Here is a 25,260-nt window from a genome sequence, read left to right on the forward strand (position 1 = left end):
CCACTCGGCGTTCGTCAGATCACCACGACCCATATGCCAAGAGTGACAAGACCAGCGCTCACCGTCAGGAGATCTAAGAAACAGCTCCTAGGCGGACGCGCACGATGGGCAGCTGGACGGGCCAGTGCCCGCGGTGGACGAGGACGTCGCTGAAGCACATGCCGCATGCGTGGATGCGGACGACGACCTGGCCCGGCCCCGCCACGGGGTCTGGCAGCTCCTGGAATTCCCATGGTGAGTTCAGTTGTGTGACCACGGCTGCGCCCCGGTCTCCTCCTCCGCCTGCGATCCGGAGGACCAACGTAAGGACGGCTCGCGCGCGGCGGACAGGCTGACTTGACGCAGCTCGACGCGTTTCCTCGACAGGCGAAAGCGCTGGACATCCTCCCGGGTGACCATGAAGGTGGGTGCATGACCAGTCTGTACTCGCACGCAGGCGGCGACGAGGCGCTGCACAGGCTCGAGGAGATCTTCTACGCGAAGGTCCTCGAGGATCCCCTGCTCAAGCAGCTGTTCCGAGAGCGTCGCGCCACCCACGTCGATCACCTGACCTGGTTCACGGCCGAGTCCTTCGGCGGGCCCGACCGCTTCACCCGCGAGCTCGGCTTCGACCATCTCATCCAGGTGCACCGCCACCTCGACATCACCGACGAGCAGCGAGAGCGTTTCGTGGCGCTGTACATGGAGTCCTTCGACGAGGCGGGCCTGCCGGCCGACGAGCCGTTCCGCGAGGCGGTGCGCGAGCACCTGGAGTTCGGCTCGCGCGTCGCGCAGCAGAACTCCCGCGCCGCCACCGACGACGAGCTCCACCCCCTGCGCGACGTCCCGCTGTGGACGTGGAAGGAGCCCGATCAGTCCAGCTCGTAGTGCAGGCGCGCCTCGATGGCGTAGGCGTGCGGCGCGTATCCCATGCGCCGGTGCTGGAAGACGACCCACGCGGCCTGCGCGTCGCGCTCGGCGGGCAGGCCGGCTTCGTGGGCGACGCACAGGGTGTCGGAGAAGTTGCTCTCCTCGCGGCCCTGCAGGCTGACGGGCACGGCCGGCAGCCTGATGCACAGCTCGGCGGCCAGGCGCTGCATGCAGCGGGTTCCGGTGTCGAGCAGGGCGCGGGTGTGGGCGGGGGCCCAGCTGGGAGCCAGCGCCTCGGTGAGCGCGGCCACGTCGAGCACGATGACCGCGGCCTTCAGCCAGTCCAGGTCGCCGGCGGGCCGGCGGAAGGCCAGGGTGGGAGGGGCGATGTGGGTGCTCTCCACCTCGGTCATCCAGCCCGTCTACTCGGCGAACAGGCCGTCGAGGTGGTCACGGGAACCGGTCCTGAGGTAGGCGGCCAGCAGCGCGTCGGCGTCCCGCGGGTTGCACACGCTGGCCGCCAGCCTGGCCACGAGGCGCTCGCGCCTGCCGTAGGCGTGCAGGAAACGGAGCAGGTAGGCGGTCACGGCGGCGAGCAGCAGGCCGTGGGAGGCCCACTCGGCCTCCCGCAGCGGCGTGGCGTCCAGCAGCGCGAAGCCCGCCGACGACACGCCGAGCCAGATCGCGGCCACCGTGAGGACGGCCAGCGGCGCGCACAGGTCGAGCGGACCCGGCGCGGCAGCCGCCCGCCGACCGCGACGAGGACGGAGGCGTGCGTGCGCAGGGTGCCGCGGACCAGCCTGGACGGCCTGCCCCTGGGCGTGAAGACCGTGAGCAGGACGTTCGCCCAGACCGCTGCCACCAGCGCGCCGCCGGCCAGCGCGGTCATCACGGCGATCACCATGGCACCCATCCTCCGGCCTGCGGCGCGCATGTCCCAGAGCCGCTTGATACTGGCAGTGCCACTGCCACCCAGGCCACCGCCACCGGGGTCACCAACCGCGACCAACGGCCACCGCCACCCGGGGCAGGGCGTCCCGGGGGCGGCGGGGCGGTCAGAGCGACGCGCGCAGCTCGGTGGCGAGCTCGCGCAGCGTGGCGGGCCCGAGCAGGTTGCGCAGCGGCACGTCCACGCCCAGGTCACGGCGCATCCTGTCCCTGAACCTCATGGCCAGCACCGAGTCGAGGCCGAGGTGGGTGAGCGGCGTGTCGACGGCCACCTCGTGGCCGGGCACCGCCAGGACCTGCGCGGCCAGGCGGGCGACGGAGGCGGCCAGTTCCGCCTCGGTGAGCGCCGCGAGGTCGGGCCGGGAAGGGCCCGAGGCGGCGGGCTCGGGCGGCTGCGCGCTTTTCGCCGAGTCGGGCCAGAAGCGCCGCCGCTGCCAGCGGTAGGCGGGCAGCGGGACGAACCCGCCCTCGGGATAGCGCGCCCGACTCCTTGCGCCTGCCCATGACCCGCTCCTGCTCGGCCAGCGGGGTGTCGTCCCACCTGTCGACGAACAGCCGGACCAGGCGGACAGCGACGTAGCTGCCGCCCACGGCCCACGCGGGCTCGCCGTCGCCGGGCCCCACCCACACGGCCGTGTCCATCACGGCGGCGTTTCCCGCGTCGGGATTGCCCGTGCCGTCCTTGAACCGAGCAGGTTGCGCATGCCGGTCGTGCCCGGACGCGCGACGGCGTCCGGCCGGGCGAAGCCGTCCTGCGACCAGGCCGGCGCGAGGCCGCCCCTGGTCGCCCTGACGGCCCGGCGCAGGGCGTGCACGCACACGTCGGGGTGGTCGCCCTGCACCAGCAGCAGGTCGCCGTGAGTGCGGGCGGGATCGAGGACGTCGTTGGCCAGCACGCCCATCGGGACCAGCTCCACCGGTTTGGCGGCGGCCAGGCCGTACCTGCGGTCGAACAGCGACGCGCCGACGCTCAGCGTGGCCAGCACGGGCCGGCGGCCCTGGCCGAGCAGGAGCGCGCTGTCGGGCGGCGGCCGGTCGGCGGCGGCCGGCGCGGGGACGCGGCCCGCCATGAGGTTCTCGAGCTCGGCCGACAGCGCCCGCAGCGTGCCGGCGAGCGTTCGCCGGTCGGGGTCCAGGTCCAGGCCGAGCCGGGCTTTGAAGCCGGCGGAAGTCACGGTCACAGGTCCCGCCGGGCGGCGACACGGGCCGGGATCGGGATCTCATGGTCACAGGTCCCGCCGGGCGGGATCGGGCACAGGTCCCACCGGGCGATGAAGCCGGCGGGGGTCGGGATCACAGGTCCAGGTCGAGCCGGGCGATGGGCTCCACGAGTTCCTGCTCCTCGTACTCCAGGTGCGACAGCAGGGCCGCGGCCAGTTCGTCGAGCCGGTCGCGGACGCCGTCGATGGCGTCGCCGTCCTGCACCATGGCGACCAGCGCGTCGTCGAGGCGGGTCAGCAGGCCGGCGATGACCTCGTGCTCCTCCTGGAGCCGGTCGATGACCGGTGCCAGCGAGGCCTGCGCGGACCGCAGCGTGGGGAACAGGTGCTCGTCCTCGATGGTGTGATGGGTGGTGACGATCCGGCAGTAGGAGGCGCAGAAGCTGCCGAGCGTCCAGTAGTTCTGCCGCATCGTGAGCTGGTTGATCATCGATCGGAGCGCGGCGACCTCGCCCCTTCCCTCGGCGACCTGCTCCAGCGCCTCGCGGATCCCGGCCAGCTCGTCGCGCAGGTCGTCGTGCACCTTGACCAGGTGCAGGCCGCGCTGGCGCTGGGCGGGCGAGAGCTCGGCCAGGTCGCGCTTGGGCAGCCTGGGCCTGGTCGAGTCGTCGAGCGGGCCGGGGGACGGCTTCGGCTCGGCGGTTCGCTGCTGCTCGCGGCCGACGGCCTGCCTCACGGCGGGCGCGACCTCCTCGGCGAAGATCTTGAGGTCGCGCTCGTCGGCGGGGGCCAGGACGAAGACGCTCATGCCGTACCGGTGGACGAGCTCGGTGAGCTGCTCGGCCCACAGCGCGGGCGGCCCGTCGAGGAAGCCGGTGCCGGGCAGCCGCGAGAAGCGGCCGTTGATGTTGTAGACGCGGCGGATCAGGGCGGGATCGCGGCCCGCGTCCGCCGCCGCGCGGTCGACGATCGCGCTCATCGCTGCCAGCTCGGCCGGTGGGGCGTAGGCGGAGGACGGCACCCAGCCGTCCGCGGTGCGCCCGGTCAGCTCCAGCATGCGCCGCCGGTAGGCGCCGACCCACACGCCGATGCGGTGCGGCGGGAACGGCCCCGGCGCGGCGCCGTCCAGCCGGTAGTGGGCGCCGTCGAAGCTGGCGGGGCCGCCGGGCGTCCACAGCGCGCGCATCACCTCGATGGCCTCCTCGAGGGCGGCGACGGCCTCGGCAGGGGTACGGCGGGGCCCGCCCATCGCGGCGACGCCGTCCCGGAAGGCGCCGGAGCCGACACCGAGCTCCACCCTGCCGCCGCTCAGGATGTCGAGGCTGGCCGCGGCCCTGGCCAGGACGGCCGGCGGACGCAGCGGCAGGTTGGCCACGTCGGGGAAGAACCTGATGTGCTGGGTGCGCGCCGCCAGCACCGACAGCAACGTCCACGTATCGAGGAAGGAAGGCTGGTAGGGATGATCCTGCACGCCGATGATGTCCAGCCCGGCGTCCTCGGCGAGCATGGCCTGGCGCGTCAGCGGGTGCACGTCCTTGGCGGCGGGGGTAAGGAAGGCACCGAACCACAGGTCATGCCTAAAATCCGTCATAGGTCTTACATTACATAACCGGCTTACGGAAGGTAAGTGATGTCCTCTCCCGAGGCGCTCATGCGGCACTGCCCGCACTTCCAGACCGCGATCGAGCTGGTGGGCCGCAGGTGGAACGGCGTCATCCTGCTCGCGCTGGCCAGGGGCGCGACGCGGTACGGCGAGCTGCGCGACGCGGTCCCCGGCCTGTCGGAACGCCTGCTCGCGCAGCGGCTGCGCGAGCTGGAGTCGTCGGGCGTGGTGGCGCGCGAGGTGCGGCCGACCACGCCGGTACAGATCCGCTACTCGCTCACCGAGAGCGGCGCGGCGCTGGTCGAGGCCATGCGGCCGCTGATGGCATGGGCCGACAGGTGGGTCGGTCAGTCGGCGATGTAACTGATCGACGAGACCTCGTACCCGCGGGCCTTGGAGCCGGCGACGTGCATCAGCAGCGCGCCGCCCTCGTACGACCAGGCGCAGGTCTTCTTCTCGCACCCCTGGAAGGTGTACGGCACGCCGTGGGGATCCCAGGTGACCTTGAACAGCGTCTTCAGCGCCGGTGTGGCGGCGACCTCGGCGCCCTGCCTGCGGTCGCCCTTGCGCCAGGCGTCCATCAGGTGCGTGGCCGCTTTCTCCTTGGAGTAGTGGCGCGACTCATACACGCGCGTCACCTTGCCGCCGGAGACGATCATCAGGATGCCGTTGAGCTCGCCCGGCACCCGCACGCTGGTGTGCCTGAACGCGCAGGCGCCGCCCGCGCAGCCGGCCAGCCCGTCGGGCGCGCGGAAGGGATAGGCGAACAGCGTCGTGACGGCGGCGGGCGTGGCGACCTTGGCGGCGGCGGTCCTGTCGTCGCGCAACCAGGCGCGGAACAGCCGGTTGGCCGTGGTCGCGGGCTTGGGAGCGGCGGCGAGGGCCGGCGTCTCGAGGGTGGGGGCGTTCGCGGCCGCGGCGGAGGCGGGCGTGCTCGCCGGCGCGGCGGGCCCGGGGGTGGCACGCGGGGTGGCAGGACGGGCGGCGGCCTGTGCTACCGCGGCGGAGGAGAGGGAGGCCGAAGAGAGGGTGGCCGAGGGGAGGGTGGCCGAGGGGAGGGTGCGGGTGGTGGCCGCCGTGGCGGCGGTGGGGAGCGTGAGGGTGGCCGCCGCGGCGGCGGCCACTCCGAGCAGCCATCGACTTGACATGCCCCGACGGTAGGGTGCGGTCCTTGCACCCCGGTTGCAGCGGCCTAGGGTGGGCCCATGGACTTCCTGGAGATCGCCGTCGAGCAGGCCCGCACGGGGCTGGCCGAGGGCGGGGTGCCCGTCGGGGCGGTGCTGGTGGCCGACGGCGAGGTGCTCGGCGCCGGCCGTAACCGCAGGGTGCAGGAGGGCAGCGTGATCCGCCACGGCGAGACGGACGCGCTGGAGCGGGCCGGACGACGGAGCGCGCACGTCTACCGGCGCTCGACCATGTACACGACGCTGTCGCCGTGCGCGATGTGCACCGGGGCGATCCTGCTCTACGAGATCCCGCGCGTGGTGATCGGCGAGAACCGCACCTTCATGGGCAGGGAGGACCTCCTGATCGCCCACGGGGTCGAGGTCGTGGTGGTCGACTCGGCCGAGTGCCGGGCGCTGATGGCGGCCTTCGTCGAGCGCTGGCCCGAGGTGTGGAACGAGGACATCGGACAGCCGTCCGAGTGACAGAATGTCCCTGCCCGGTTACCGAAAATCACCGCAAGCCGGGAACGCCCGCGGCTAAGGTCGCCCCATGGATCTACTCGCGCGTGCCGCGGAGCTCAAGCCGGAGCTGCTGGAGTTCGCGGTGTCAGGGCGGTTCACCCGGGAGCTCGGCCTGGTGTACGGCCGTTTCTTCCCCGACGGGGTGGTCACCGACGAGGCGACCTCGGCGCTCGCGCTCGACCACTTCGCGCTGGAGTACCGCCTTCCGGGAGGCGACCTGCTGATCGACAGGTTCGTGGCCGAACGTCCCGAGCTCCCCGAGGCCGAGCGCGCCATGGTGCTCGGCTGGAAGGACGTGGTGGAGGGCGTCTTCGAGGTCCGCACCGTCGCGGGCCCGGCGATCATCCTGTTCAACCTGATCGACGAGCTGACCTACACCGCCCACTCCGATCTGGGTGAGGGCGCCTTCGACGTGCTCGACCCAGGGATGTTCCTGGTGGGACGGCTCATCCCCGTCACCCTCGACGCCTGGCTGATCAGCGCCACCCCCGCCGTCCACACGAGCGAGGCACGGCCGCTGCTGGTGCGCGCGGCGGCCGAGGCCGCGCTGCGCCATCCGGCACGGGTGTTCCGCAACCCGGCCCTGCTGGCCGAGGCGTGGCAGATCCAGGCGGCACAGCGGCGGCAGTTCGTCGAGCACTTCGGCTCCGACCTGGTCGTCATACGCGGCGCCGAGGTGGCCGAGCGGATGGGCGAGTTCGCCTCGCTGGAGTTCCCCGGCCATCTCGCCGAGGAGGAGAGCGTCGCCCTCATCTTCGACGAACGCGACGGGCTGGGCTACTACACCGACTTCGCCGCGGTCGAGGCGGCCTTCGCCGACCCGTCCCTGGTCACCAGGAGCCGCTACCGCGACGCCGTCAGCCGGTACCTGCGGGGCGACGCGGTCTCCCCCGTGCCGATCAGGCGCCTGGCGGCGCGCGACCCCCGGCCGGCCGGGGAGGTGTTCGCCAGGCTGCTCGGACGGCACGGCTTCACCTGGCAGCTGGACGGCGAGGCGCTGCTGCGAGCGCACAAACCCGGCTACTTCGCCACGCCCCGCCTGCCGGCGTGCACGCCCGTCACCTCGGTGATCGCCGAGCTCGAACGCGTCCTGGAGGACGGCCGCTGACCCCGGCGGCCCGTCCTGCGGGGCGGATCGGCCGCGGGCACCCGGGATCGCAGGGGGCACGGGCGGTCGCCGGTAGCGGTCGGGGCGCCGGCGGGCCTGGAGTCAGGGCTCGGGTGGGCGCCAGTCGGCGGGCCAGGGGTTGTAGTCGACCTCCAGCGGCTCCTGCTCCGGGCGCAGGCCCTCCGGCACGTGCTGCAGGTTGACCCTGATCCGGTACCACACGCTGCTGCGCCCGCGCATCCCGTCCACCAGCACATCGGCCGGCTCGAGGAACCCCACCACGTCGGGATGGCGGGCCTTCCACGCCTCGAGGCCCGCCAGTGCCTCGTCCTTGTGCTGGGCCCTGGCGATCTCGATCAGCGGCAGCTCGGTGCGCTCGGGCGGCGGGCCCTGCGCCTCGGCCAGCTCCAGCAGCGGGGTGAGCGAGCCGGCGTGCAGGTCCATGTCCTCCCACGGGTCACCGAGCGCGGCGAACCGCTTGGGCACCGTGTCGATCGTGAACTCCTCCGGGCGGCACCCCGGCACCTCGTCCCACGCCAGCGGCGTGGACACGCGGGCGTCCTGCACCGGCCTGACGGAGTAGGCGGAGGCCACGGTGCGGTCGTAGGCGTTCTGGTTGTAGTCGACGAAGACGCCCTGCCGCTCCTCCTTCCACCACCGGCTGGTCGCCAGATCGGGCGCCCTTCGCTCCACCTCGCGGGCGACGGCCTCGGCCGCCTGCCGTACCTGCGAGAAGCTCCAGTCGGGGGTGATGCGGGCATAGACATGGAAGCCGCGTGAACCGGAGGTCTTCGGCCACGCCACCAGCCCGTGGTCGGCGAGCACCTCGCGCGCCACCTGCGCGGTCTCCAGCACCTGGCCCCACGGCACGCCCGGCACCGGGTCGAGGTCGATGCGCAGCTCGTCGGGATGGGCGAGGTCGGCGGCCCGCACGGGGTGCGGGTTGAGGTCGACGCAGCCCAGGTTGACCACCCACAGCAGCTGGCGGGCGTCGGTGACGACGACCTCCTCGGCGCTCCGCCCCGACCGGTAGCGCAGCTCGGCGACCTCGATCCAGGGTGGGCGCTTGGCCGGGGCGCGCTTCTGGAAGAACGCCTCCTGCTCGATGCCGTGCACGAACCGTTTGAGGATCATCGGCCGCCCCGAGACGCCGCGCAGGGCGCCCTCGGCGACCGCCTGGTAGAAGCGGACCAGGTCGAGCTTGGTCCGCCCGCCCTGCGGGAAGACCACCTTGTCCGGGCTGGTGATCGTCACACCGTCGATGTCCGGCATGGTCTCACCATACGTGAGCGCACCGACAAGATCCCGGCGCGCACACGCCGCGCCGGCGGGAGGCCCGGCCGGTCAAGCCCAGGCCCGGGATCATGGTCACCAGGACCCCGGCGGGCGGTCCTCCCGAAGGGGCGGGGCCGGGTGGTCAGGGGGTGGAGAAGTCGCCGTGGCGGCCCGCTCCCGCGGCGAACCTGGCGGCGCCGTCGGCCGCCTCGCCCAGGGCGGCGATGCCGTGGCGGAGTTCGTTGCGCATCGCCTCCTGCTCGGGCAGCGCCGCCTGCTCCAGCGCCGACATGCGGTCGCCGCGCAGGCAGGTCTGGGGGAAGCGGGCCAGGTCGTGGGCCAGGCGCTCGGCGGCCTGGCGTGACTGCCCGGCGGGGACGACCCTGTTGGCCAGCCCCATGCGCAGCGCCTCCTCGGCCGCTACGGGACGGCCGGTGAGGATCAGGTCCATGGCGTGGGAGAGACCGATCAGGCTCGGCAGCCGTACCGTGCCACCGTCGATGAGCGGGACGCCCCAGCGCCGGCAGAAGACCCCGAACACCGCGTCCTGCTCGGCCACGCGCAGGTCGCACCAGAGGGCGAGCTCGAGGCCGCCGGCGACCGCGTGGCCGGCGACGGCGGCGATGACGGGCTTGCTCAGCCGCATCCTGGTGGGACCCATGGGGCCGTCGCCCTCCTCCTCGACATGGTTGTCGAGGCGTTTGAGGTCGGCCCCCGCGCAGAAGGTGCCGCCCTCGCCCCACAGCACGGCGACGGCCGCGTCCGACGCCTCGAACGCGGTGAAGGCCGCGACCAGCGCGTCGGCGGTCTCGCGGTCGACGGCGTTGCGGGCTTCGGGCCTGGAGAGCACCACGGTGGTGACGGGGCCTTCCCGCTCGGTTCGCACGGTCATCCGGTCCTCCGGTGGACGTCGGGATCGGGCTCCTCCCTGGTCGTCGGCGGCCGTGGCGTGATGGGTGCCTGGTGACCGCCTGACGGGATCAGAGGGTGAGCGCCCCGGCGACGAGCTCGTCGAAGCGCTCCAGATCCTCCGCCGGGCGGTCGATGCCGCGCAGCGGCCCCTGGTCCGCGAGGTGCGCCTCGGCGTGGAGCCGGGCCACCAGGGCCTTGCGGTCGCCGAAGCCCGCGCGCTGCTCCCAGCCCGCCTGCTCCAGCAGCAGGGCGGCCGCGTAGACGTCCGCCATGAGCTGGGCCAGCGGGAACAGCCGGGCCTCGGCCACGACCGGGTCGAGCGAGGACCACACGGTGATCGCCTTGCGGAGGTCGTCGATGCGCCCGCGGACCAGGTCGACGGTCGCGGAGTCGCCGGACGGGGCCTGGTCGGCGGCGGCGGTCAGGCGGTCGAGGAAGGGCTCGTGGGCGTTCTCGCGGAGCATCGCCCGCCGTACGTCGAGGCACAGGATGTTGTCGCCGCCCTCCCAGATCGGGTTGACCTGGGCGTCGCGCAGGAGGCGGGCGACCGGCCACTGCTCGATGTAGCCGTTGCCGCCGTGGATCTCGATGGCGTCGCCGGCCGCGGTGACGCCGAGCCGGGCGGCGCGCAGCTTGACGAGGGCGGGCGCCAGGCGCAGCCGCGGGCCGAGGTGGCCGTCGAAGACCAGCGCCTGCGCCGCTTCGACCTCGACGATGAGCTCGGCGAGCTTGCGCCGCATGAGCGGCTGGTCGATGAGGCGGCGGCCGAAGGCCTCGCGGGCGGAGGCGTAGCAGATCGACTCGACGAGGGCGCGGCGGGCGACGCCGGCGCCCATCATGGCGACGCCGAGCCGTGAGGCGTTGGTGAGCTTCATCATCGTGCCGAACCCCGAGCCTGATCCTGAGCCCGCCAGCAGGAACGCCTCGGCGCCGGTGAACTCCACCTCGGCGGAGGCGACCGAGCGGGTGCCGAGCTTGTCCTTGAGCCTCCTGATCCGTACGGCGTTGCGGGACCCGTCGCGCCGCTCCCACAGCACCAGGAAGGGCGCCACCTCACCCGTGGGCAGCCTGCCCAGCACCACGAACGCGGAGCCGTTGGCGTTGGAGGCGAACCACTTCAGGCCGGTCAGGCGCCAGGCCTCCCCGTCGGGCTCCGCGCTCGCCTCCAGGGCCGCGAGGTCGGAGCCGCCCGTCCGCTCGGTGAACATCTGCGCGGCCTCGCCGGAGTAGAACCCGTCGGCGAAGATCGAGCGGACCCGGTCGCGGACGTCGGCGGGCGCGTGCTTCTCGGCCAGTGACACCACCATGTCGCCGCCGGTGCCGAGGGCGCAGCCCATGCCGATGTCGGCCTGGTCGAGCAGGTAGGTCCAGGCCGCGGCCAGCGCGGCGGGGTCGGCTCCGTGCTGTCTGGCGGTCTCGGCGAACGCGGGCGAGGTGAAGTTGTCGGCCATCAGCGCCTCGCGCGCCGCGACGAACGACGGCGGCATGACGACCTGGCTGATGTCACGCCCCCACTTGTCGTACTTCTCCAGGCGGGGCGGGTTGCGGTCGGTCTCCTCCGCGTGCGCGGCGATCGGCCCGCCCATGAGCGCGCCCAGGCGGGACAGGTGGGGTGCGGCCCAGTCGTACCCCTCGCCCAGGTGGCGGCGCATCAGCAGCTGGAGCGAGGGGTCGCAGGACCACCAGTCGCGTCCGGCCGCGCCCTGGTAGCGCGCGGTGTCGTAGCGGCCGCTGGGGCCGTCGACGGGTTCGATCAGATAGCTCGCCATGCTCGGAGTGTTACATATAATCGACACGCGATGGAAGACCGTAATACTCTGACCGCCCGCTCGGCCGTGCTGAGCGCGCTGCTCGGCAGCCACCCGCCCCGGCTGCCGAGCCGGGCGCTGGTGCGCATCGGCGAGGTGTTCGGCATCGCGGAGGGCACCGTGCGGGTGGCCCTGTCGCGGATGGTCGCGGCCGGCGACCTGGTGCAGGACGACGGGCGCTACGCGCTGTCCGAGCGGCTGCGCGAACGGCAGGCCAGGCAGGACGAGAGCCGGTCCCCGCACACCAGGGCGTGGGACGGCACGTGGGAGATCGCCGTCGTCACCGCGGAACGGCGCGCGCCCGCCGACCGGGCGGCGCTGCGGCACACGATGACCACGCTGCGCCTGGCCGAGCTGCGCGAGGGCACCTGGCTGCGCCCGGCGAACCTCATCAGGCGGTGGCCGGAGATCGTCACGGCGCAGTGCACGCTCATCGACGGCACGCCGCGGGAGGACCCGACGGCGCTGCTGTGGGACCTGGCGGGGTGGGCGGCCGAGGCGCGGCGGCTGCTGACGGCGCTCGACCGGGCCGAGGGGCTGGCGGAGGGGTTCCTGGTGTCGGCGGCCGTGCTGCGCCACCTGCTGGCCGACCCGCTGTTGCCGCCGGAGCTGCTGCCCGAGGGGTGGCCGGGTGCGGAGCTGCGGGCGCGCTACGACGACTTCGACCGCGGCTACCGGAAGGCGCTGCACCGGCACCTCGAGGCGTGACCGCCGCCCGGCCGGCGTCGGGCCTCATCGGGAGCGCGAGGTTCGCCGGCCGGGCGGTTCGGCGCGTCCCCGGCGACCTCAGAGCGGGACGCCGAAGATCACCCGGCGGTTCCTGAACTCGGTGACGCTCCACAGCTTCCCGCCCGACACCGTCAGGTCCTCGGGCCCGACGGGGAACGGCCGGACCGTCACCTCCCCGCCCCGGTCCACGACGAGCCTCCCGTTGGTGCGCGCGTCGGCCGCCTGGCTGAGGTACCAGGCCCCGCCGGACGACACCGCCCCCTGGATCTTCGCGTGCGGCATCGTGAAGGCTTCCCGCGGCACCCCGTCGCCGAGGGGCAGCTCCCACCTGGCCACCCTGCCGGTGGGCGCGTCCTGGACGTACTCTCCCGCCACCAGCGTGTGCGGCGTCGTGCTGCGGTCGACCGCGACGAAGGAGAAGAGCGCCCCGGGCGTCGCCACGCGCCAGAAGTCGGTCTGCGGGATCACGTACCGGTAGCCGAAGGCGTGGAACCTCTCGCCGGATCGCCCGATGCGGGTGGGGTCGCCGAGGTCGTTCTGCGCCGTCCGCAGGTCGAGGAGGTTGTTCATGTCGAACACCCGCAGGCCCCGCGTGGTGTCGGCGACGTAGAGCTGGTCGCCGTACCACGCGATGCCGCCGGCGTGGATGTTGATCGGCCCGTACGACCCGTCGGGCTTGGCCTCCACGAGCAGCGCGTGCTGGTAGCGCAGCGTCGACGGGCTCAGGAAGGTGACCCTGACGCCGCGCTCGGCCACCGGCGGCACCGGCTTGAAGTACCAGCCGGCCACGAACACCGGCACGCCCGCGGCACCGGAGTCCTCACCGCAGGTCAGGCCCTGCGGGTACCAGTCGGGCGTGTCGTTGTCCTTCTCGTCGAAGGCGTACCAGTCGGCCGGCCTGGGCTGCATCGTGCCGAGCGCCGCGGCCGCGCCCTTGCGCACCGCCTTCCTGTTGGCCTGCGCGAGCACGGCCTCCACCGCGCTCGCCCCGATGTCGGCGGCCAGCTTGGCGGCGCCGTCCCGCAGGGTCCCCGTCACCCTCCGGAGCGCGAAAGGCGCCTTCTCGGCCGGAACCATCCCCTTGGAAGCCATCGTCCCCTCGCTTTACTCTCCCTTGGGATAGTTTGACGGACGAGAGTGGCTTCTGGTTCGGTTACCGCCACATGTGCACCGGCTGGCCGCTTAGCGCGTTCTCGTAGTAGCGCCGCACCATCGCCTCGCTGTCGCCGCCCAGCTCGGCCATGGCCTCGCGCTGCCACACCGCTCCGGTACGGCCGAGCCGTACCCGCTGGGCGATGATCTCCAGGTCGGCCTCGGACGGCTGGACGCCGGCCCTGAGCAGCGCCGCCCTGGCCTCCGGCAGCAGCGACAGCACCAGGTCGGCGGCGAGCACCTCGCGGCCCTCCCAGGTCAGCTTGGCGTGCAGCCCGTTCATGGCCGCGCGGTAGAAGTTCTGGTAGGCGGTGCCGAACGGCTGCCCGGTCAGGTCCCGCTCGGCCAGCGCGAGCGTCAGCCCCAGCAGGAAGGCGGTGTTGGCGGCCATGTCGGCGCAGGTCGGCCCGGCCGGCAGGGCCCGGAACTCGATGCGCAGATGACCGCCGTCGACGGGGTCGTAGACGGGCCTGTTCCACTGCCACACCGTCCCGCTGTGCAGCCTGAGCTCGGCCAGCTCGCCGCCCTGGTCGAGGGCGGGGATCACCGGCTCGTAGTCGCGCGCGTACCGCTCGAACAGCTCGTAGGCCCCTTCGCGCACCCAGTCGGAGCCGAAGGTGGCGCGGCCGTCCCTGCGGAAGCGGCGGCCGATGTCCCTGTCGTCGGCCGCCTCCTCGAACAGCGCGATCCTGGTCTCCTCCCACAAGGTCCTGCCCAGGAAGAACGGCGAGTTGCCGCACGCGGCCAGCACCGGCCCGATGGCGAGCTGGGCGCCGTTGTAGGTCCTGGCGAAGTCGGCGGCCGGCGTGCGCAGGTGGACCTGCCACGAGGTGTTGGCCGCCTCCAGGATGACGTCCTGCACCTCCAGCTCGAGATCGTCGATCCTGACGATGAACGGCTCGAGCCGCAGCCGCCGCATCCCTCGGGCCAGCGCCCGGTACCGGGCCTCGTCGCTGATGGCCAACTGCGTGAAGTCGCCGGTGCCGAGCGTGGGCAGGATGCCGATCGGCACCGCCCCGCCGCCGGCCAGTTCGCCGACCGCGCCGTCGACGGCTCTGATCAGCTCCTGCATCTCGTCGGCCAGCCGCTCGAAGGGGCGGCCCGCCAGCGGCAGCGGCGTCAGGTTGGCTTCCACGTTGTAGCGGCCCAGCTCCACGGTCAGCCGGTCGTCGCCGAGCCGCTCCAGCACCTCGGCGTTGCGCGGCAGCGGCCGTCCGCGCCCGTCGACCAGGAAGAGTTCGAGCTCGGCACCGATGGTGGTGGGGCCCGCACCGAAACCAGGTCTATCGAGCAGCCGGCGCAGCTCGGCCAGCTGGTCGTTGAGGCGTTCCGCGAAGCGCGTGTATTCGGCCTCGGAGAACCGCTCCTTGTCAACCTCTTGTCCCATGCCCCCCTACTGTCCGAGCGACCAGGCTCCACACCTCACCGCGGAGGGCGGCCCGTCGCGCCGCGGCGGCCCCGGGTGAGCGGCGGATCCCGGCTCCGGGCGGCCCGGCGCCGGAGCTGCCCTTGCGCGCATCGCGGGAGCTCACTCTAAGCTCATGAGATGCGCGCGGTGATGTTCGACCTGTTCGGCGGCGATCTCGACCTGCGGGAGGCGCCCGACCCCTCCCCCGGCCCTCATGGCGTGGTGATCCAGGTGGCCGCGACGGGGCTGTGCAGAAGCGACTGGCACGGCTGGCAGGGCCACGACCCCGACATCACCACGCTCCCCCACGTACCGGGTCACGAGCTGGCCGGCGTGGTCGCCGCGGTCGGGGCGGAGGTACGCGAGTGGCGCGAGGGCGACAGGGTCACGGTCCCGTTCATCTGCGCCTGCGGCTCGTGCGGGTCCTGCGCGGCGGGCGAGCAGCAGGTGTGCGAGCGCCAGACGCAGCCGGGCTTCACCCACTGGGGCTCCTTCGCCGACTACGTCGCCATCGACCACGCCGACGTCAACCTCATCGCGCTGCCGGAGGAGATGGCCTTCACCACCGCGGCCGCCCTGGGCTGCCGCTTCGCCACCGCCTTCCGAGCCGTCGCGCACGTCGGCGCGGCCAAGCCGGGCGAGTGGGTGGCCGTGCACGGCTGCGGCGGCGTGGGCCTGTCCGCCATCATGATCGCCACGGCGGCGGGGGCCAGGGTCGTGGCCGTCGACATCAGCACCGAGGCGCTTCACCTGGCCGAGCTCGCGGGCGCCACCCACTTCGTCAACGCCTCGTCGGGCGACGCCGCCGCCCAGGTCATGGAGCTGACCAGGGGCGGCGCCCACCTGTCCATCGACGCGCTCGGCAGCGCGTCGGCGGCCGCCGCCTCCATCGAGAGCCTGCGCCGCAGGGGCCGCCACGTGCAGGTGGGCCTGCTGCCCGGCGAGCGCACGCCGTTGCCGATGGGCCGGGTGATCGCCCACGAACTGCGCCTGCTCGGCAGCCACGGCATGGCGGCCCACGCCTACGGGCCGATGCTGGAGCTGATCAGGGCGGGGACGCTCCACCCCGACCAGCTCGTCACCCGCACGATCGGGCTCGCCGACGCGGGCAAGGCGCTGGCCTCGATCGGGTCGGTGCCGGGCGTGACGATGATCACGCCCTGATCCGGCGGATCGGCAGCCTGCCGCCCCACGTCTCGACCGCCTTGTCGTCGGCGAAGGCGAGGGCGCGCATCATGTTGCCGCCGTCGCTGGTGTCCACGGCGTGCCTGAGCCGGGCGCGCATCGCCTCCGGCAGCTGCGTGGTGCCCGCCTCGATCGTGTCGCCGTAGTGCGGCGCGTAGGACACCCCGGCGAAGCCGGTACGGCGCAGCAGCGTCGGCAGCGTCCGCGAGGAGTAGAACATCAGGTGGTTCTTGGTGAACCCGCTCCACGCCGACTCGTAGGCCTTCAGTAGCAGCGATCCGGCGTTGACCGTGAGGATGAGCAGCACCCCGCCCGGCGCCAGCAGGCCCCTGAACCGCTCGAAGTCCTCCAGCGGCCTGGGCAGGTGCGCCAGCACCGACCACAGCGTGATGACGTCGAACCCGCCCCTGGCGATCTCGGGCACGTCCTGGGGCGAGCCGAAGTAGGCCTTGGCGCGTGACAGCCTCGCGTTGGCCTGCTCGACCGAGTCGGGCGACAGGTCGACCCCGACGGCGTCGAAGCCGCGCCGCTCGGCCAGTTCGAGGAACAGCCCCGCGCCGCAGCCGAAGTCGAGCAGCCGCCTGCCCTTCCCGTCGTCGAACACCGGGGAGAAGGCGTCCATGGTGAGGGTGTAGCGGCGCTGCCTGTTCTCGGCGTACTTGCCGGTCAGGAAGCTGCTGTAGGCGTTGGCGTACAGGTCGCCGAGCCGTTCGGGCCTGACGTTGGGGTTGCGGTAGAGGAAGCCGCACGACGGGCAGCGCACGACGCGGTAGCGCCAGCCGTTCCCGCCGGTCGGCTCGTACATCGGCTGCTGGCGTGACTCGCCGCACATCATGCAGGAGAGGAACTCCTCGATCTCGCCGAGCGGCACCTCACGCCGGTATTCGTCCAGTGACACGGTCCGCGCCCGTGCGATCTTGATACGCCACTGCGCTTCGCGGATCAGCCTCTCACCAGGACGGACGTAGACCCGCTGTCCCCATGGCACCTTCTCGTAGCGGGATCCGAAAAGGAGCCTGGCTGCCTTGCGCTTGACCGAGACCATCGACACCTCACCTGTGTATGCCCCCGAGTCGTTGCCGGGTTAGATGTGCATTTCTCCTGACTAGTTCTGATCCTTTTTCCGCGCACCATTCCCCATAAGGTGGCAAACATGGAATACGCACGTCTTGGCACCAGTGGTCTCAAGGTCTCCAGGATCCGCCTCGGCGTGATGAGCTACGGCGATCCCGCGGCGCGGGAGTGGGTGCTCGCCGAGGAGCAGGCCGAACCGATCGTCCGGCGGGCGGCGGAGGCCGGCGTCACCCTGGTCGAGGAAGCCCCGTTGAGCTGCCGATCCGCTCCAGGGCACACCACCTCACCCACCGGCCGAAGATCTGACGATCATCGCGCAAGCGCCGATCCGGCGTGGACTTTCATTGCACGATCAGGGGCGCGCGTCGGCCGGCCGGCCGGGCCGCGGCTCTTCGGCTGGTCCCGGCCGGCGCCGCCCGCGCGCTCCCAATCACCGAGACAGACCACCAGACGATCGGAAACCACCGCCACCAGGACGACGTGATCCAGCTCGCCGGGGCAGAGCGGAGAGAAGGGAACGCATGAGGCTCCGTCCCTCTGCACCCTCGGCCCTCCTTGGTGGCGCGTCGGAGAAGGCTGCGACAGACGGTGGCCATCTCTCCGTCGGTCACCCATCAGTGATATGCCGGACCGGTCGCCCAAGGTGAAGCCGTTGAATGAAGGCACCTTTCACCACTTTTCGCAACAAAACGCCCTTTAAGAGGGCAAAGGTGACCTGTGTCGATCGGCGACCGAAACCCGCCGACAAATCGACGTCGAGCAAGGATTGTCAGCAGAACCGTTTTCAAACACCTGACTTCGCCCTTACGCTACGCTCTCGGACAGGAGTCAATATCGAGTCTCATGGCGGGGCCGCGGATTTGGTGAGCGAGACTTCACCGGGCACGCTCATCGCTGGCCGGTACGAACTGATCAAGCGCCTGGGCAGTGGGGGCATGGGTGAGGTATGGGAGGCCCGGGACCTGAGCCTGAACGTCGACGTGGCGGTCAAGTCCGTCCGATTGGACACCCCGAGCACCACCCGCCCGGCCGTCCTCGCATACGCCCGCAAAGAGGCACAGCACGCCGCCTCGCTACGCGAGCATCCGAACATCGTGGCAGTTCACGATGTCGTCGAGCATGCCGGGCTGCCGTGGACGGTGATGCGCCTCGTCCGTGGACGGTCGGTTGCCGAGTTACTGGAGGCCGAGCCCGACGGTCTTCCCATCGCGCTGATCAACCGGATCGCCCAGGGCGTCCTTGCCGCGCTCGGGGCAGCACACGGCATCGGCATCATCCACCGGGACATCAAACCGCCGAACATCATGGTCACCGACGGCGGCGACGTTCTGGTCACGGATTTCGGGATCGCCAAGCACTACGCCGACACCCAGATCACCAAGACCGGAGCCGTCATCGGCACGGTCGCTTACATCGCCCCCGAGCGGTTGGATGGAGTAGAAGGTCCGCCCGGGGATCTATGGTCGCTTGGGGTGACCTTGTACCACGCGGCCACCGGCGTCTCCCCGTTCGAGCGGGGCGCAATGTTGCCCACGATGCACGCCATCGCCCACGAGCAACCGGACGATCCGGTCCGTGCCGGGCACCTGGCACCGGTGATCATCGCGCTGCTGGACAAGGATCCGAAAACCCGGCCCGGCGTCGACTCGGTACTACGGATGCTGGACGGCACACCGCCGCCCACGCTGACGGCAACACTGCCGCCGCTGACAGAGACCGGTCCAAGGCGTACCTGGGTGCGGCCCATACTGTCACTGCTCGGCGTCGGGATGGCCGGGCTGCTGTCTTTCGCTGTCGCTTCCCAGTTCCGCGGGAAGGCCGCCGAGACACCCTACACAGGGGCGGAATCGGCGGACATCACGCCGAGCAGAAGCGGCGGTGACAGTTCGTCGTCCACTGCCGAACCGACCATCAGCCGCAGCCCCGGACCGGACGCGAGCTTGTGCACGGCTGCGGTCCAGACGGCTGGCAACGCCCTGCGACTGTCTGCCATCGCACTGGGCGACTCCAATCGCGGTCGGGCCGACAAGGCGAACGCTACCAGTGCGGCTCTGCGTGATGGTGTCAGGCAGATCTCGTATCTCGCCGGCCGCGCCACGATACCGGCGGTCAAGGCGAAAATCCACAACATGGCCGGAGACCTGACCGCTCAGGCCGACGCGTTCGACGCTCAACTCTCCGACATCGAGGCCGGACGTACCCCCGACACCAACGCCACCAGGCTCGCCATGAGACAGCTGAGCGAGGACGCGAAGGATCTGGGTTCACTCTGCTGGGAGTGAGGAGCGCCCGGCGCGGGAATCCGATCAGACCATCAATCCGATGAAACGGAACCTGGCTTCAGCAGCCGTTTCATTCATTGTCCTGCTTTTCTCAACCATACGAATATACAGGGGTGGACATGGCACGGCAGAACAAGTTCGTCCTGATCGCTTACGGCGTGGCGGTCGCGGCGGCGATCGGGGTAGGAGCGTGGGCGGCTCTCGGCAGTGGCGACGGGACGTCGACAGTGAACAGCAGTGGCGTCGGGAAGTCGGCGGCGAACATACCGGCCTACTGCACGGACGGTGCCGAGGGGGGTTGGAACCCAGCTTCCGGCATGTGCAACATCAGGAACGTCGCCGGCTGCCAGCACGTCACAGAGTTCCAGCACATCGATACCCAACTGGCCTCGGAGAACCCCTTCAGGTCTTCCGGCTACAGCGGCAGCACCGCAGTGGTGCCGCTGCTCACGAAGATGAAGGACCTGACCGAGGAGGACCTGAAGCAGCCGAACATCCCCGATCCGATCAAGGTTGCCCTGCAGAACCAGGCCAAGGAACTCCAGAAAGAAATAGACCTCTACAACCAGCGGGGCAACTGGGTTGAGGTGAATACGAAGCGCGGCCTCAGCGAGACGAGCAGTTCGGCGCTCGCCTGCTTGAACTTCGTGGCCGACGAGGCGAAATTCGCGACGCCCGCAGCTGGACAAGGGTAAGAAATCATAATGTCCACACTCCGATGAAGTGCGCCGGGATCCGGCCGAAATCGTCCGGATCCCAGCGGGAAACGCGCGTCGCTCCGATCGGCCGATGAACGGGAACGCGTCCTTTCGGCCGCTCCGTCGCCAGATAAGACGCGGACGCGAAATTCTTCGGCCGGCACGGAATCACGCGGTGATGGCGTACAGCTTGTTGTCGTTGCTGCCGACGTAGACCACTCCGTCGGCGACCGCGGGAGACGAGTGCACCGAGCCGCCGGTGGCGAAGGACCAGCGCTCGCGTCCGGTGGTGGCGTCGACGGCGTACAGCTTGTGATCGTAGCTGCCGACGTAGACCACCCCGCCGGCGACCACGGGAGACGAGTGCACCGAGTCGCCAGTGGTGAAGGACCAGCGCTCGCGTCCGGTGGTGGCGTCGACGGCGTACAGCTTGTGATCCTGGCTGCCGACGTAGACCACCCCGCCGGCGACCACAGGAGACGAGAGCACCAAATAGCCGGTGGCGAAGGACCAGCGTTTGCCTCCGGTGGTGGCGTCGACGGCGTACAGCTTGTCGTCCCAGCTACCGACGTAGACCACCCCATCGGCGACCACGGGAGACGAGCGCACCGAGTCGCCAGTGGTGAAGAACCAGCGTTTGCCTCCGGTGGTGGCGTCGACGGCGTACAGCTTGTTGGCTTCGTTGCCGACGTAGACCACCCCGCCGGCGACCGCGGGAGACGAGGACACCATGTCGCTGGTGGTGAAGGACCAGCGCTCGCGTCCGGTGGTGGCGTCGACGGCGTACAGCTTGTGATCGTAGCTGCCGACGTAGACCATCCCGCCGGCGACCGCGGGAGACGAGTGCACCGAGCCGCCGGTGGCGAAGGACCAGCGCTCGCGTCCGGTGGTGGCGTCGACGGCGTACAGCTTGTTGGCTTCGTCGCCGATGTAGACCACCCCGTCGGCGATCGTGGGAGACGAGCGCACCCTGCCGCCTGTACTGAAGGCCCACTGCTGCGCACCGAGGGAGGGGCGCTGATCATGGAGTCGCGAGCCGATGACGCCGGCCGCTGCGGCGCCAATGCCCGCAAGCCCGAGCAGGGCCGTCCGGCGTGATATCCCTGTGCGGCCATCCGCCGGGCCGTCTGCGGCTGCTTCTCGGCGGGGGTTGCCTTCGTTGGAGGGGCGTGACAGACCACGGCTGCCGAGTCCCTCGGTTGGGCGATTGGCGGCTTGATGTGCCTGCGCGTTACTGTCAGGGAGCTGCGCCGCCCGCTGTACGATCGGCTTGGCCTGTGCTTCAGAAGCCCCAGGCGTGTCCGTGAGCGGCAGTGTTCGGTGCGGGCCGAAGGGCGTAAGTGGCGGTGGTGTGGCGGGCGGCGGTGTGGCGACGTGGGTCTGTACGACCCGTGCCACATTGTCGGGCAGCCAGGCGGACTCGGTGAAGAACTCGACGATGGTGGATGCGCCGGTGATGTTCTCGGCCAGCTCATCCAGAAGGGCTGGCGCGCTTGGCCGCTGTTCAGGCTGCTTGGCGAGGCACCTCGCCACCACCGACCGCAGCGTGGGCGTAAGCGCCGCAAGGTCGGGTTCCCGGTACACGGTACGGTAGAGCAGCATCTGCCACGAGCCGGTCCCGAAGGGTCCCTTTCCCATGGCGGTGAACGCCAGCACCGCCCCAAGGCAGAACACATCGCTGGCCGGTCCCACCGGGGCGCCGGTCAACTGCTCCGGAGACATGAACCCGAGAGTTCCCACGGCCACGCCCGTCTGAGTCAGACTGCTGTCCTCGGCCGCTACCGAGATCCCGAAGTCAATGACCCGGGGCCCGTCGGCGGCCAGCAACACGTTCGACGGCTTCAAGTCCCGGTGAACGACGCCGGCGGCGTGGATCGACTCCAGCGCTTCGGCCAGCCCCGCTCCCAACGCCAACACCGACGCCTCCGGCCATGGCCCATGGTCGGCTACCGCCTCATCCAGTGACATCCCCGGCACGAATGCCGTGGCCAGCCAGGGCGGTGAATCATGAGGGTCGGCAGCGACCACGCCCGCGGTGAAGAAGCCGTTCACCGTACGGGCCACAGCCACTTCACGGGCGAACCGGCGCCGGAATTCGCGATCCTCGGCCAGATCGGGCCGGACCACCTTCACCGCCACCGCCCGGCCGCTTTTTGAGCGCCCCAGGTAGACTCGGCCCATTCCGCCCGCGCCCAGCCGGGCCACGATCCGGTACGGGCCCACCTGCCGCGGATCTTCCGCCTGCAGCCCCTCGGACACCCCCATGCATCACTCCTCGGCATCGTCCGCATTCCAGGTGTACTCGAGCAGCACATTATTCCTACGCCCGGATCACCACAGTGGAAGGCGATAACAAGTCAAAGGCGATGTGAAGCACCAAAACCAGGGCTCGTGTGATCGAAGACAACAGGCGATGCGCAGGGTGGCGCACGGCTGTCGATATCGGCGCCACCAAGGACAGGCACGTCGACGACGCGGTGGCGGCGGTGGCGGTGGAGCTGACGGACAAGGAGCCGGCCTTCCTGGCCGAGCCCTACCGGCCGCGCGAGGTGCGCCTCTGACCGGCCCACGCGGCGGGGATCCTCCAGCGGTCCTCACCGCGTGGATCGGCTTGCCCTGACCCTGCCGCCGCACTCACGTCAGCCCTCCCGGCGTCGGGCTCACGGGGCGGATGGCATGCGGGACGCCGTCATGCCGGGTGCCCCCGGACAGGCGGGAGCCGGGCCGTCAGGGGGGTACGGCCCGGCTCTCGCGGTGTGCGGCGTGGGCGAGGGGGGACGCCCACGCAGCCCGTCTACGGGGTCAGGACCTTCGCCGACGCGGAGGTCCAGAACAGCGCCCTGGCCACCTGCGGGAACAGGCCCTTGGGGTGGTTTCGGAACATCGGCTCGGTACCGAAGAGCACCACGGCCGCGCCCCGCTCGTCCCTGCCGCTGACCACCGCCGCCTGGCCGCGCGCGGCCTCGGGACCGCCGCTGCCGTCGGGGTTGGCCCGCCAGTGGCCCGACACCAGCGGCCCGTCGGCGGCATAGGACTGCTCGACCTTCACTTCGGGGCCGAGCGCGGTGAACCAGCGTGGCGAGTAGACGAAGGAGTGCGCGGGCGAGCCCGCGCCGACGGCGCCAGGACCGGTGGAGCCCGCGGCGTTCATCCTGACCACGCCGTTGGCGTCGCCGCGGCCCGCCACGGCGGTCACGGTCAGCAGCCCGGCCGCGGCGTTGAAGTTCGCGCCCGTGCTGCCCCGGGTGACGACGCCGCCCTTGGCGAGGAATGCCTCGAGCGCCGCCCTGGCCTGGGGGTTGAGCGCCGGGAACGACAGGCCGCTGGAGACGTACAGCACGTCGGTGCCGCTCCAGTCGAAGCCCGCGTTCAGCACGGTGGTCGAGACGGGGGTGACGGCGAAGCCCATCTCGCGCAGCGTGAACAGCTCGTCGGCGGAGGCGGCCGCGGTGATCCGCACGCTGGACAGCGGGGTGCCCGTGGTCTGCGCGGCCCTGGTGAACGGCACGCCGTACCGGTCGGCGGCGGTGGTGGCGGCCTGGCGCGCCGAGGCCGGCACGATCGCGCTGCCGTCGGCCGCGAGGGTGACGGCCACGCCCTGGCCGAGCAGGTCGTTGAGCGCGCGCACCGCCTTGGCGTCGTCCAGTTTCAGCGCGAGCGGCCCGCCGCCGCGCGGCACGTCGCCGGTGGGAGAGGCGACCTTGACCGGCACGGACGCCACGTGGAAGCGCCGGTCGGCGACCGGGTCGGCGGTCGCGCCCCACAGCAGGCCGTGGCTCCAGCCGGAGATGTCGTACATCGCGTCGACCCGCCCGCTGATGTCGGCGCCCGCCTCCAGCATGACGTTGGCCAGGCCGCGCTTGGGCTGGCGCAGGTCCACGACGTACGTGCCGGCCGGGTAGGTCCTGCCGCCTGCGCGGAAGGACAGCAGCGCCCTGTCGACCCGCACGTCGTTGGCGATGAGGTGGTCGACCAGGCGCGCGGCCGACGGGCCCGAGGCGGGGATGGCGTAGGCGCGCGGGTAGGTGGTGTTGTAGACGTCCTCGGGGCCGAAGCCCGGCACGATGCCGAGCGGCACCTGCCTGGACGGCTCGCCCGCCGCGCCCCGCCTGAACACCTCGATCTGGTCGGCGACCAGCTTCTCCCTGTTGTTCTGGACGAAGGTGTAGGTGGCCCTGATCGCGGCGGCGGCGATGTCGACGTTGATGCGGCTGCGGCGCTGCAGCTCGGCCACGGGCTGGTTGGTGTACTCGCTGCCGTTGACCCGCATGGGGAACTCGATGGTGTGCGAGGCGACCGCGCCGTGGAAGGGGGCGTACTGCGGTGTGAAGATCGGCGGCCAGTCGTCCCAGCCCTCGGCGGAGTCGCGGAAGGGGATCTGCGGCGGGAACGTGCCGTCCTTCTCAGGGGTGTAGCCGAGCGCGAGGATGGCCTGCTCGATGCCCAGCGCGTTGGCGTAGGCGTTCTTGATGAACAGGTCGTACTCGTAGTTGGCGCCGTGCGGCGGGGTGGTCGGCTCCACCAGGGTGCCGTTGACGTAGCCGTGCAGGTCGATCATGACGACCGGCTGGTTGTCGATCATGATCTGGCGCATCGCCCGCGTCTCCGGCTGGGAGGCGGTGACGAAGTCGCGATTGAGGTCGAAGCCGTCGGCGTTGGGCCGCTGGCCGAGCACGCGGCCGTCGGGGTTGGCGGTGATGTTGAAGTACAGGCGGGTGCGCTCGAGCAGGTCCTTGATCCGGGGCTCGGTGCTGGTGGCCAGCTCCTCGATGACGCGCAGGTTGGCGTCGGTCCCCTCCCACTCGTTGCCGTGGATGTTGCCGTTGACGAAGACCGGCGCCTTGTACCGCCTGGCGTCGACCTGCCTGCCCTCGGCGATCTGCCGGCGCAGCCGCTCCTGCCTGCGCGTCTCGGCGGCGCTCTCGGGGGCGGTGACCGTGACCAGGTACATCTCGCGCCCGCCCGCCGAACGGCCCACGACCTCGGCGCTGACCCTGTCGCCGACGGCCTGGAGCCGGTTGAGCCTCGCGGCGATGGCGTGGTGCGGGACGAGCCCGAGCTTGATGGAGGCGTCGGCGGGGTTCTCCGGCGGGATCGGCAGCGTGTTCGTGCGGGGGTAGCCGCGGCTGCGGTCGGCGCGCCAGGTCAGCTCGGGCGCGACGTCACGCAGGGTCTTGGCGGACTCGGCTGCGGACCGCCCCACTCCGGCGGCTTCTTCGTTGCGGTCGGCCCCGTTGCCGAAGTCCCTGACGGGTGGCGTGGGGTCGGCGGCAGCCGTACCGGAGGGAAGCAGCAGAACGGACAGCAGAGGGATCAGAACACGTAAGCGCACGAAGTTCCTCCAGATAGTTCAGATCCGTTCGTACTGAACGCACCTGACC

Annotated in this window: 24 protein-coding genes and 1 pseudogene; 10 read left to right on the forward strand and 15 right to left on the reverse strand. The window is 71.3% G+C overall.

Going from position 1 to position 25,260, the window contains the following annotated elements; all coding sequences use genetic code 11:
• Positions 1-411: 411 nt before the first annotated feature.
• A complete protein-coding gene (locus ACWENQ_RS10730) occupies positions 412-867 on the forward strand; it encodes a group II truncated hemoglobin (protein ID WP_354907207.1) in 456 nt (151 codons plus the stop codon).
• Here the strand turns inward: ACWENQ_RS10730 and ACWENQ_RS10735 are convergent.
• The 6 genes and pseudogenes from ACWENQ_RS10735 to ACWENQ_RS10760 form a co-directional block, all read right to left on the reverse strand.
• Positions 852-1,262 (reverse strand): hypothetical protein, encoded by a 411-nt coding sequence (locus tag ACWENQ_RS10735; protein WP_452413818.1) that lies wholly within the window; start codon positions 1,260-1,262, stop codon positions 852-854. The two genes, ACWENQ_RS10730 and ACWENQ_RS10735, sit on opposite strands and share 16 nt — an antisense overlap.
• A gap of 9 nt (positions 1,263-1,271) precedes the next feature.
• A complete protein-coding gene (locus tag ACWENQ_RS10740; RefSeq protein WP_452413820.1) occupies positions 1,272-1,541 on the reverse strand; it encodes a hypothetical protein in 270 nt (89 codons plus the stop codon).
• 363 nt (positions 1,542-1,904) lie between these two features.
• A complete protein-coding gene (locus ACWENQ_RS10745) occupies positions 1,905-2,369 on the reverse strand; it encodes an acyl carrier protein (protein ID WP_452414515.1) in 465 nt (154 codons plus the stop codon).
• Positions 2,335-2,439 (reverse strand): annotated as a pseudogene (locus ACWENQ_RS10750) (hypothetical protein); the annotation flags it as partial. The gene ACWENQ_RS10745 and the pseudogene ACWENQ_RS10750, both read right to left, overlap by 35 nt.
• Positions 2,439-2,978, reverse strand: a complete 540-nt coding sequence (locus ACWENQ_RS10755; protein WP_452413822.1) for a Dyp-type peroxidase domain-containing protein — start codon at positions 2,976-2,978, stop codon at positions 2,439-2,441. The pseudogene ACWENQ_RS10750 and the gene ACWENQ_RS10755, both read right to left, overlap by 1 nt.
• Before the next feature lie 112 nt (positions 2,979-3,090).
• On the reverse strand, positions 3,091-4,548 hold the full coding sequence (locus ACWENQ_RS10760; RefSeq protein ID WP_452413824.1) for an LLM class flavin-dependent oxidoreductase: 1,458 nt from the start codon (positions 4,546-4,548) through the stop codon (positions 3,091-3,093).
• Between the two features lie 39 nt (positions 4,549-4,587).
• Between ACWENQ_RS10760 and ACWENQ_RS10765 the strand changes: the two genes are divergently transcribed.
• Positions 4,588-4,923, forward strand: a complete 336-nt coding sequence (locus tag ACWENQ_RS10765; RefSeq protein ID WP_354907214.1) for a winged helix-turn-helix transcriptional regulator — start codon at positions 4,588-4,590, stop codon at positions 4,921-4,923.
• Here the strand turns inward: ACWENQ_RS10765 and ACWENQ_RS10770 are convergent.
• Positions 4,908-5,708, reverse strand: a complete 801-nt coding sequence (locus ACWENQ_RS10770; RefSeq protein WP_452413825.1) for a hypothetical protein — start codon at positions 5,706-5,708, stop codon at positions 4,908-4,910. The genes ACWENQ_RS10765 and ACWENQ_RS10770 overlap by 16 nt on opposite strands.
• Before the next feature lie 57 nt (positions 5,709-5,765).
• Here ACWENQ_RS10770 and ACWENQ_RS10775 point away from each other — a divergent pair, with 57 nt between their 5' ends.
• A complete protein-coding gene (locus ACWENQ_RS10775; protein WP_452413827.1) occupies positions 5,766-6,209 on the forward strand; it encodes a nucleoside deaminase in 444 nt (147 codons plus the stop codon).
• Positions 6,210-6,276: 67 nt separating this feature from the next.
• Entirely contained in the window at positions 6,277-7,356 is a 1,080-nt protein-coding gene (locus ACWENQ_RS10780) for a hypothetical protein (protein ID WP_452413829.1), read from the forward strand.
• Between the two features lie 102 nt (positions 7,357-7,458).
• Here ACWENQ_RS10780 and ligD read toward each other — a convergent pair whose 3' ends face one another.
• The 3 genes from ligD to ACWENQ_RS10795 all read right to left on the reverse strand — a co-directional run bounded on the left by ligD (position 7,459) and on the right by ACWENQ_RS10795 (position 11,312).
• Positions 7,459-8,628, reverse strand: a complete 1,170-nt coding sequence (gene ligD / locus ACWENQ_RS10785; protein ID WP_452413831.1) for a non-homologous end-joining DNA ligase — start codon at positions 8,626-8,628, stop codon at positions 7,459-7,461.
• A gap of 145 nt (positions 8,629-8,773) precedes the next feature.
• The gene (locus ACWENQ_RS10790) at positions 8,774-9,523 is read right to left on the reverse strand and encodes a crotonase/enoyl-CoA hydratase family protein (protein ID WP_452413833.1); all 750 of its coding nucleotides are present in this window, start codon (positions 9,521-9,523) and stop codon (positions 8,774-8,776) included.
• Positions 9,524-9,611: 88 nt separating this feature from the next.
• Positions 9,612-11,312: an acyl-CoA dehydrogenase family protein gene (locus tag ACWENQ_RS10795; RefSeq protein ID WP_452413835.1), complete on the reverse strand. Its 1,701-nt coding sequence runs from the start codon at positions 11,310-11,312 to the stop codon at positions 9,612-9,614.
• A 30-nt stretch (positions 11,313-11,342) separates the two neighbouring features.
• Between ACWENQ_RS10795 and ACWENQ_RS10800 the strand changes: the two genes are divergently transcribed.
• A complete protein-coding gene (locus ACWENQ_RS10800) occupies positions 11,343-12,059 on the forward strand; it encodes a PaaX family transcriptional regulator C-terminal domain-containing protein (protein WP_354907221.1) in 717 nt (238 codons plus the stop codon).
• A gap of 78 nt (positions 12,060-12,137) precedes the next feature.
• Here the strand turns inward: ACWENQ_RS10800 and ACWENQ_RS10805 are convergent, their stop codons facing one another.
• A complete protein-coding gene (locus ACWENQ_RS10805; RefSeq protein WP_449927605.1) occupies positions 12,138-13,172 on the reverse strand; it encodes a hypothetical protein in 1,035 nt (344 codons plus the stop codon).
• A gap of 61 nt (positions 13,173-13,233) precedes the next feature.
• Entirely contained in the window at positions 13,234-14,619 is a 1,386-nt protein-coding gene (locus ACWENQ_RS10810) for a glutamate--cysteine ligase (RefSeq protein WP_452413837.1), read from the reverse strand.
• Between the two features lie 159 nt (positions 14,620-14,778).
• Here ACWENQ_RS10810 and ACWENQ_RS10815 point away from each other — a divergent pair, with 159 nt between their 5' ends.
• Positions 14,779-15,804 (forward strand): zinc-dependent alcohol dehydrogenase family protein, encoded by a 1,026-nt coding sequence (locus tag ACWENQ_RS10815; protein ID WP_449927599.1) that lies wholly within the window; start codon positions 14,779-14,781, stop codon positions 15,802-15,804.
• Here ACWENQ_RS10815 and ACWENQ_RS10820 read toward each other — a convergent pair.
• Positions 15,794-16,870, reverse strand: a complete 1,077-nt coding sequence (locus ACWENQ_RS10820; RefSeq protein ID WP_449927743.1) for a class I SAM-dependent methyltransferase — start codon at positions 16,868-16,870, stop codon at positions 15,794-15,796. The two genes, ACWENQ_RS10815 and ACWENQ_RS10820, sit on opposite strands and share 11 nt — an antisense overlap.
• Before the next feature lie 108 nt (positions 16,871-16,978).
• Between ACWENQ_RS10820 and ACWENQ_RS10825 the strand changes: the two genes are divergently transcribed.
• The 3 genes from ACWENQ_RS10825 to ACWENQ_RS10835 all read left to right on the forward strand — a co-directional run bounded on the left by ACWENQ_RS10825 (position 16,979) and on the right by ACWENQ_RS10835 (position 19,876).
• Entirely contained in the window at positions 16,979-17,383 is a 405-nt protein-coding gene (locus ACWENQ_RS10825; protein WP_452413839.1) for a hypothetical protein, read from the forward strand.
• A gap of 172 nt (positions 17,384-17,555) precedes the next feature.
• A complete protein-coding gene (locus ACWENQ_RS10830; protein WP_449927593.1) occupies positions 17,556-19,181 on the forward strand; it encodes a serine/threonine-protein kinase in 1,626 nt (541 codons plus the stop codon).
• A gap of 119 nt (positions 19,182-19,300) precedes the next feature.
• Positions 19,301-19,876: a hypothetical protein gene (locus ACWENQ_RS10835; RefSeq protein WP_452413840.1), complete on the forward strand. Its 576-nt coding sequence runs from the start codon at positions 19,301-19,303 to the stop codon at positions 19,874-19,876.
• Positions 19,877-20,047: 171 nt separating this feature from the next.
• Here the strand turns inward: ACWENQ_RS10835 and ACWENQ_RS10840 are convergent, their stop codons facing one another.
• The gene (locus ACWENQ_RS10840; RefSeq protein ID WP_452413842.1) at positions 20,048-22,144 is read right to left on the reverse strand and encodes an outer membrane protein assembly factor BamB family protein; all 2,097 of its coding nucleotides are present in this window, start codon (positions 22,142-22,144) and stop codon (positions 20,048-20,050) included.
• Positions 22,145-22,272: 128 nt separating this feature from the next.
• Between ACWENQ_RS10840 and ACWENQ_RS10845 the strand changes: the two genes are divergently transcribed.
• Complete coding sequence (locus ACWENQ_RS10845) at positions 22,273-22,440, forward strand: hypothetical protein (RefSeq protein WP_452413844.1); 168 nt, start codon at positions 22,273-22,275, stop codon at positions 22,438-22,440.
• A gap of 233 nt (positions 22,441-22,673) precedes the next feature.
• Here ACWENQ_RS10845 and ACWENQ_RS10850 read toward each other — a convergent pair whose 3' ends face one another.
• Entirely contained in the window at positions 22,674-25,211 is a 2,538-nt protein-coding gene (locus ACWENQ_RS10850; RefSeq protein WP_452413845.1) for a M14 family zinc carboxypeptidase, read from the reverse strand.
• Positions 25,212-25,260: the final 49 nt, after the last annotated feature.

The sequence above is a fragment of the Nonomuraea sp. NPDC004354 genome (assembly GCF_053602555.1).

Excerpts from the sequence above, each read along its gene's own strand:
- ACWENQ_RS10730 (WP_354907207.1), top strand. The coding sequence starts at position 412 with ATGACCAGTCTGTACTCGCACGCAGGCGGCGACGAGGCGCTGCACAGG.
- ACWENQ_RS10735 (WP_452413818.1), bottom strand. The coding sequence starts at position 1,262 with ATGACCGAGGTGGAGAGCACCCACATCGCCCCTCCCACCCTGGCCTTC.
- ACWENQ_RS10760 (WP_452413824.1), bottom strand. The coding sequence starts at position 4,548 with ATGACGGATTTTAGGCATGACCTGTGGTTCGGTGCCTTCCTTACCCCC.
- ACWENQ_RS10765 (WP_354907214.1), top strand. The coding sequence starts at position 4,588 with ATGTCCTCTCCCGAGGCGCTCATGCGGCACTGCCCGCACTTCCAGACC.
- ACWENQ_RS10770 (WP_452413825.1), bottom strand. The coding sequence starts at position 5,708 with ATGTCAAGTCGATGGCTGCTCGGAGTGGCCGCCGCCGCGGCGGCCACC.
- ACWENQ_RS10775 (WP_452413827.1), top strand. The coding sequence starts at position 5,766 with ATGGACTTCCTGGAGATCGCCGTCGAGCAGGCCCGCACGGGGCTGGCC.
- ACWENQ_RS10780 (WP_452413829.1), top strand. The coding sequence starts at position 6,277 with ATGGATCTACTCGCGCGTGCCGCGGAGCTCAAGCCGGAGCTGCTGGAG.
- ligD (WP_452413831.1), bottom strand. The coding sequence starts at position 8,628 with ATGCCGGACATCGACGGTGTGACGATCACCAGCCCGGACAAGGTGGTC.
- ACWENQ_RS10790 (WP_452413833.1), bottom strand. The coding sequence starts at position 9,523 with ATGACCGTGCGAACCGAGCGGGAAGGCCCCGTCACCACCGTGGTGCTC.
- ACWENQ_RS10795 (WP_452413835.1), bottom strand. The coding sequence starts at position 11,312 with ATGGCGAGCTATCTGATCGAACCCGTCGACGGCCCCAGCGGCCGCTAC.
- ACWENQ_RS10800 (WP_354907221.1), top strand. The coding sequence starts at position 11,343 with ATGGAAGACCGTAATACTCTGACCGCCCGCTCGGCCGTGCTGAGCGCG.
- ACWENQ_RS10805 (WP_449927605.1), bottom strand. The coding sequence starts at position 13,172 with ATGGCTTCCAAGGGGATGGTTCCGGCCGAGAAGGCGCCTTTCGCGCTC.
- ACWENQ_RS10810 (WP_452413837.1), bottom strand. The coding sequence starts at position 14,619 with ATGGGACAAGAGGTTGACAAGGAGCGGTTCTCCGAGGCCGAATACACG.
- ACWENQ_RS10815 (WP_449927599.1), top strand. The coding sequence starts at position 14,779 with ATGCGCGCGGTGATGTTCGACCTGTTCGGCGGCGATCTCGACCTGCGG.
- ACWENQ_RS10820 (WP_449927743.1), bottom strand. The coding sequence starts at position 16,870 with ATGGTCTCGGTCAAGCGCAAGGCAGCCAGGCTCCTTTTCGGATCCCGC.
- ACWENQ_RS10825 (WP_452413839.1), top strand. The coding sequence starts at position 16,979 with ATGGAATACGCACGTCTTGGCACCAGTGGTCTCAAGGTCTCCAGGATC.
- ACWENQ_RS10830 (WP_449927593.1), top strand. The coding sequence starts at position 17,556 with ATGAAGGCACCTTTCACCACTTTTCGCAACAAAACGCCCTTTAAGAGG.
- ACWENQ_RS10835 (WP_452413840.1), top strand. The coding sequence starts at position 19,301 with ATGGCACGGCAGAACAAGTTCGTCCTGATCGCTTACGGCGTGGCGGTC.
- ACWENQ_RS10840 (WP_452413842.1), bottom strand. The coding sequence starts at position 22,144 with ATGGGGGTGTCCGAGGGGCTGCAGGCGGAAGATCCGCGGCAGGTGGGC.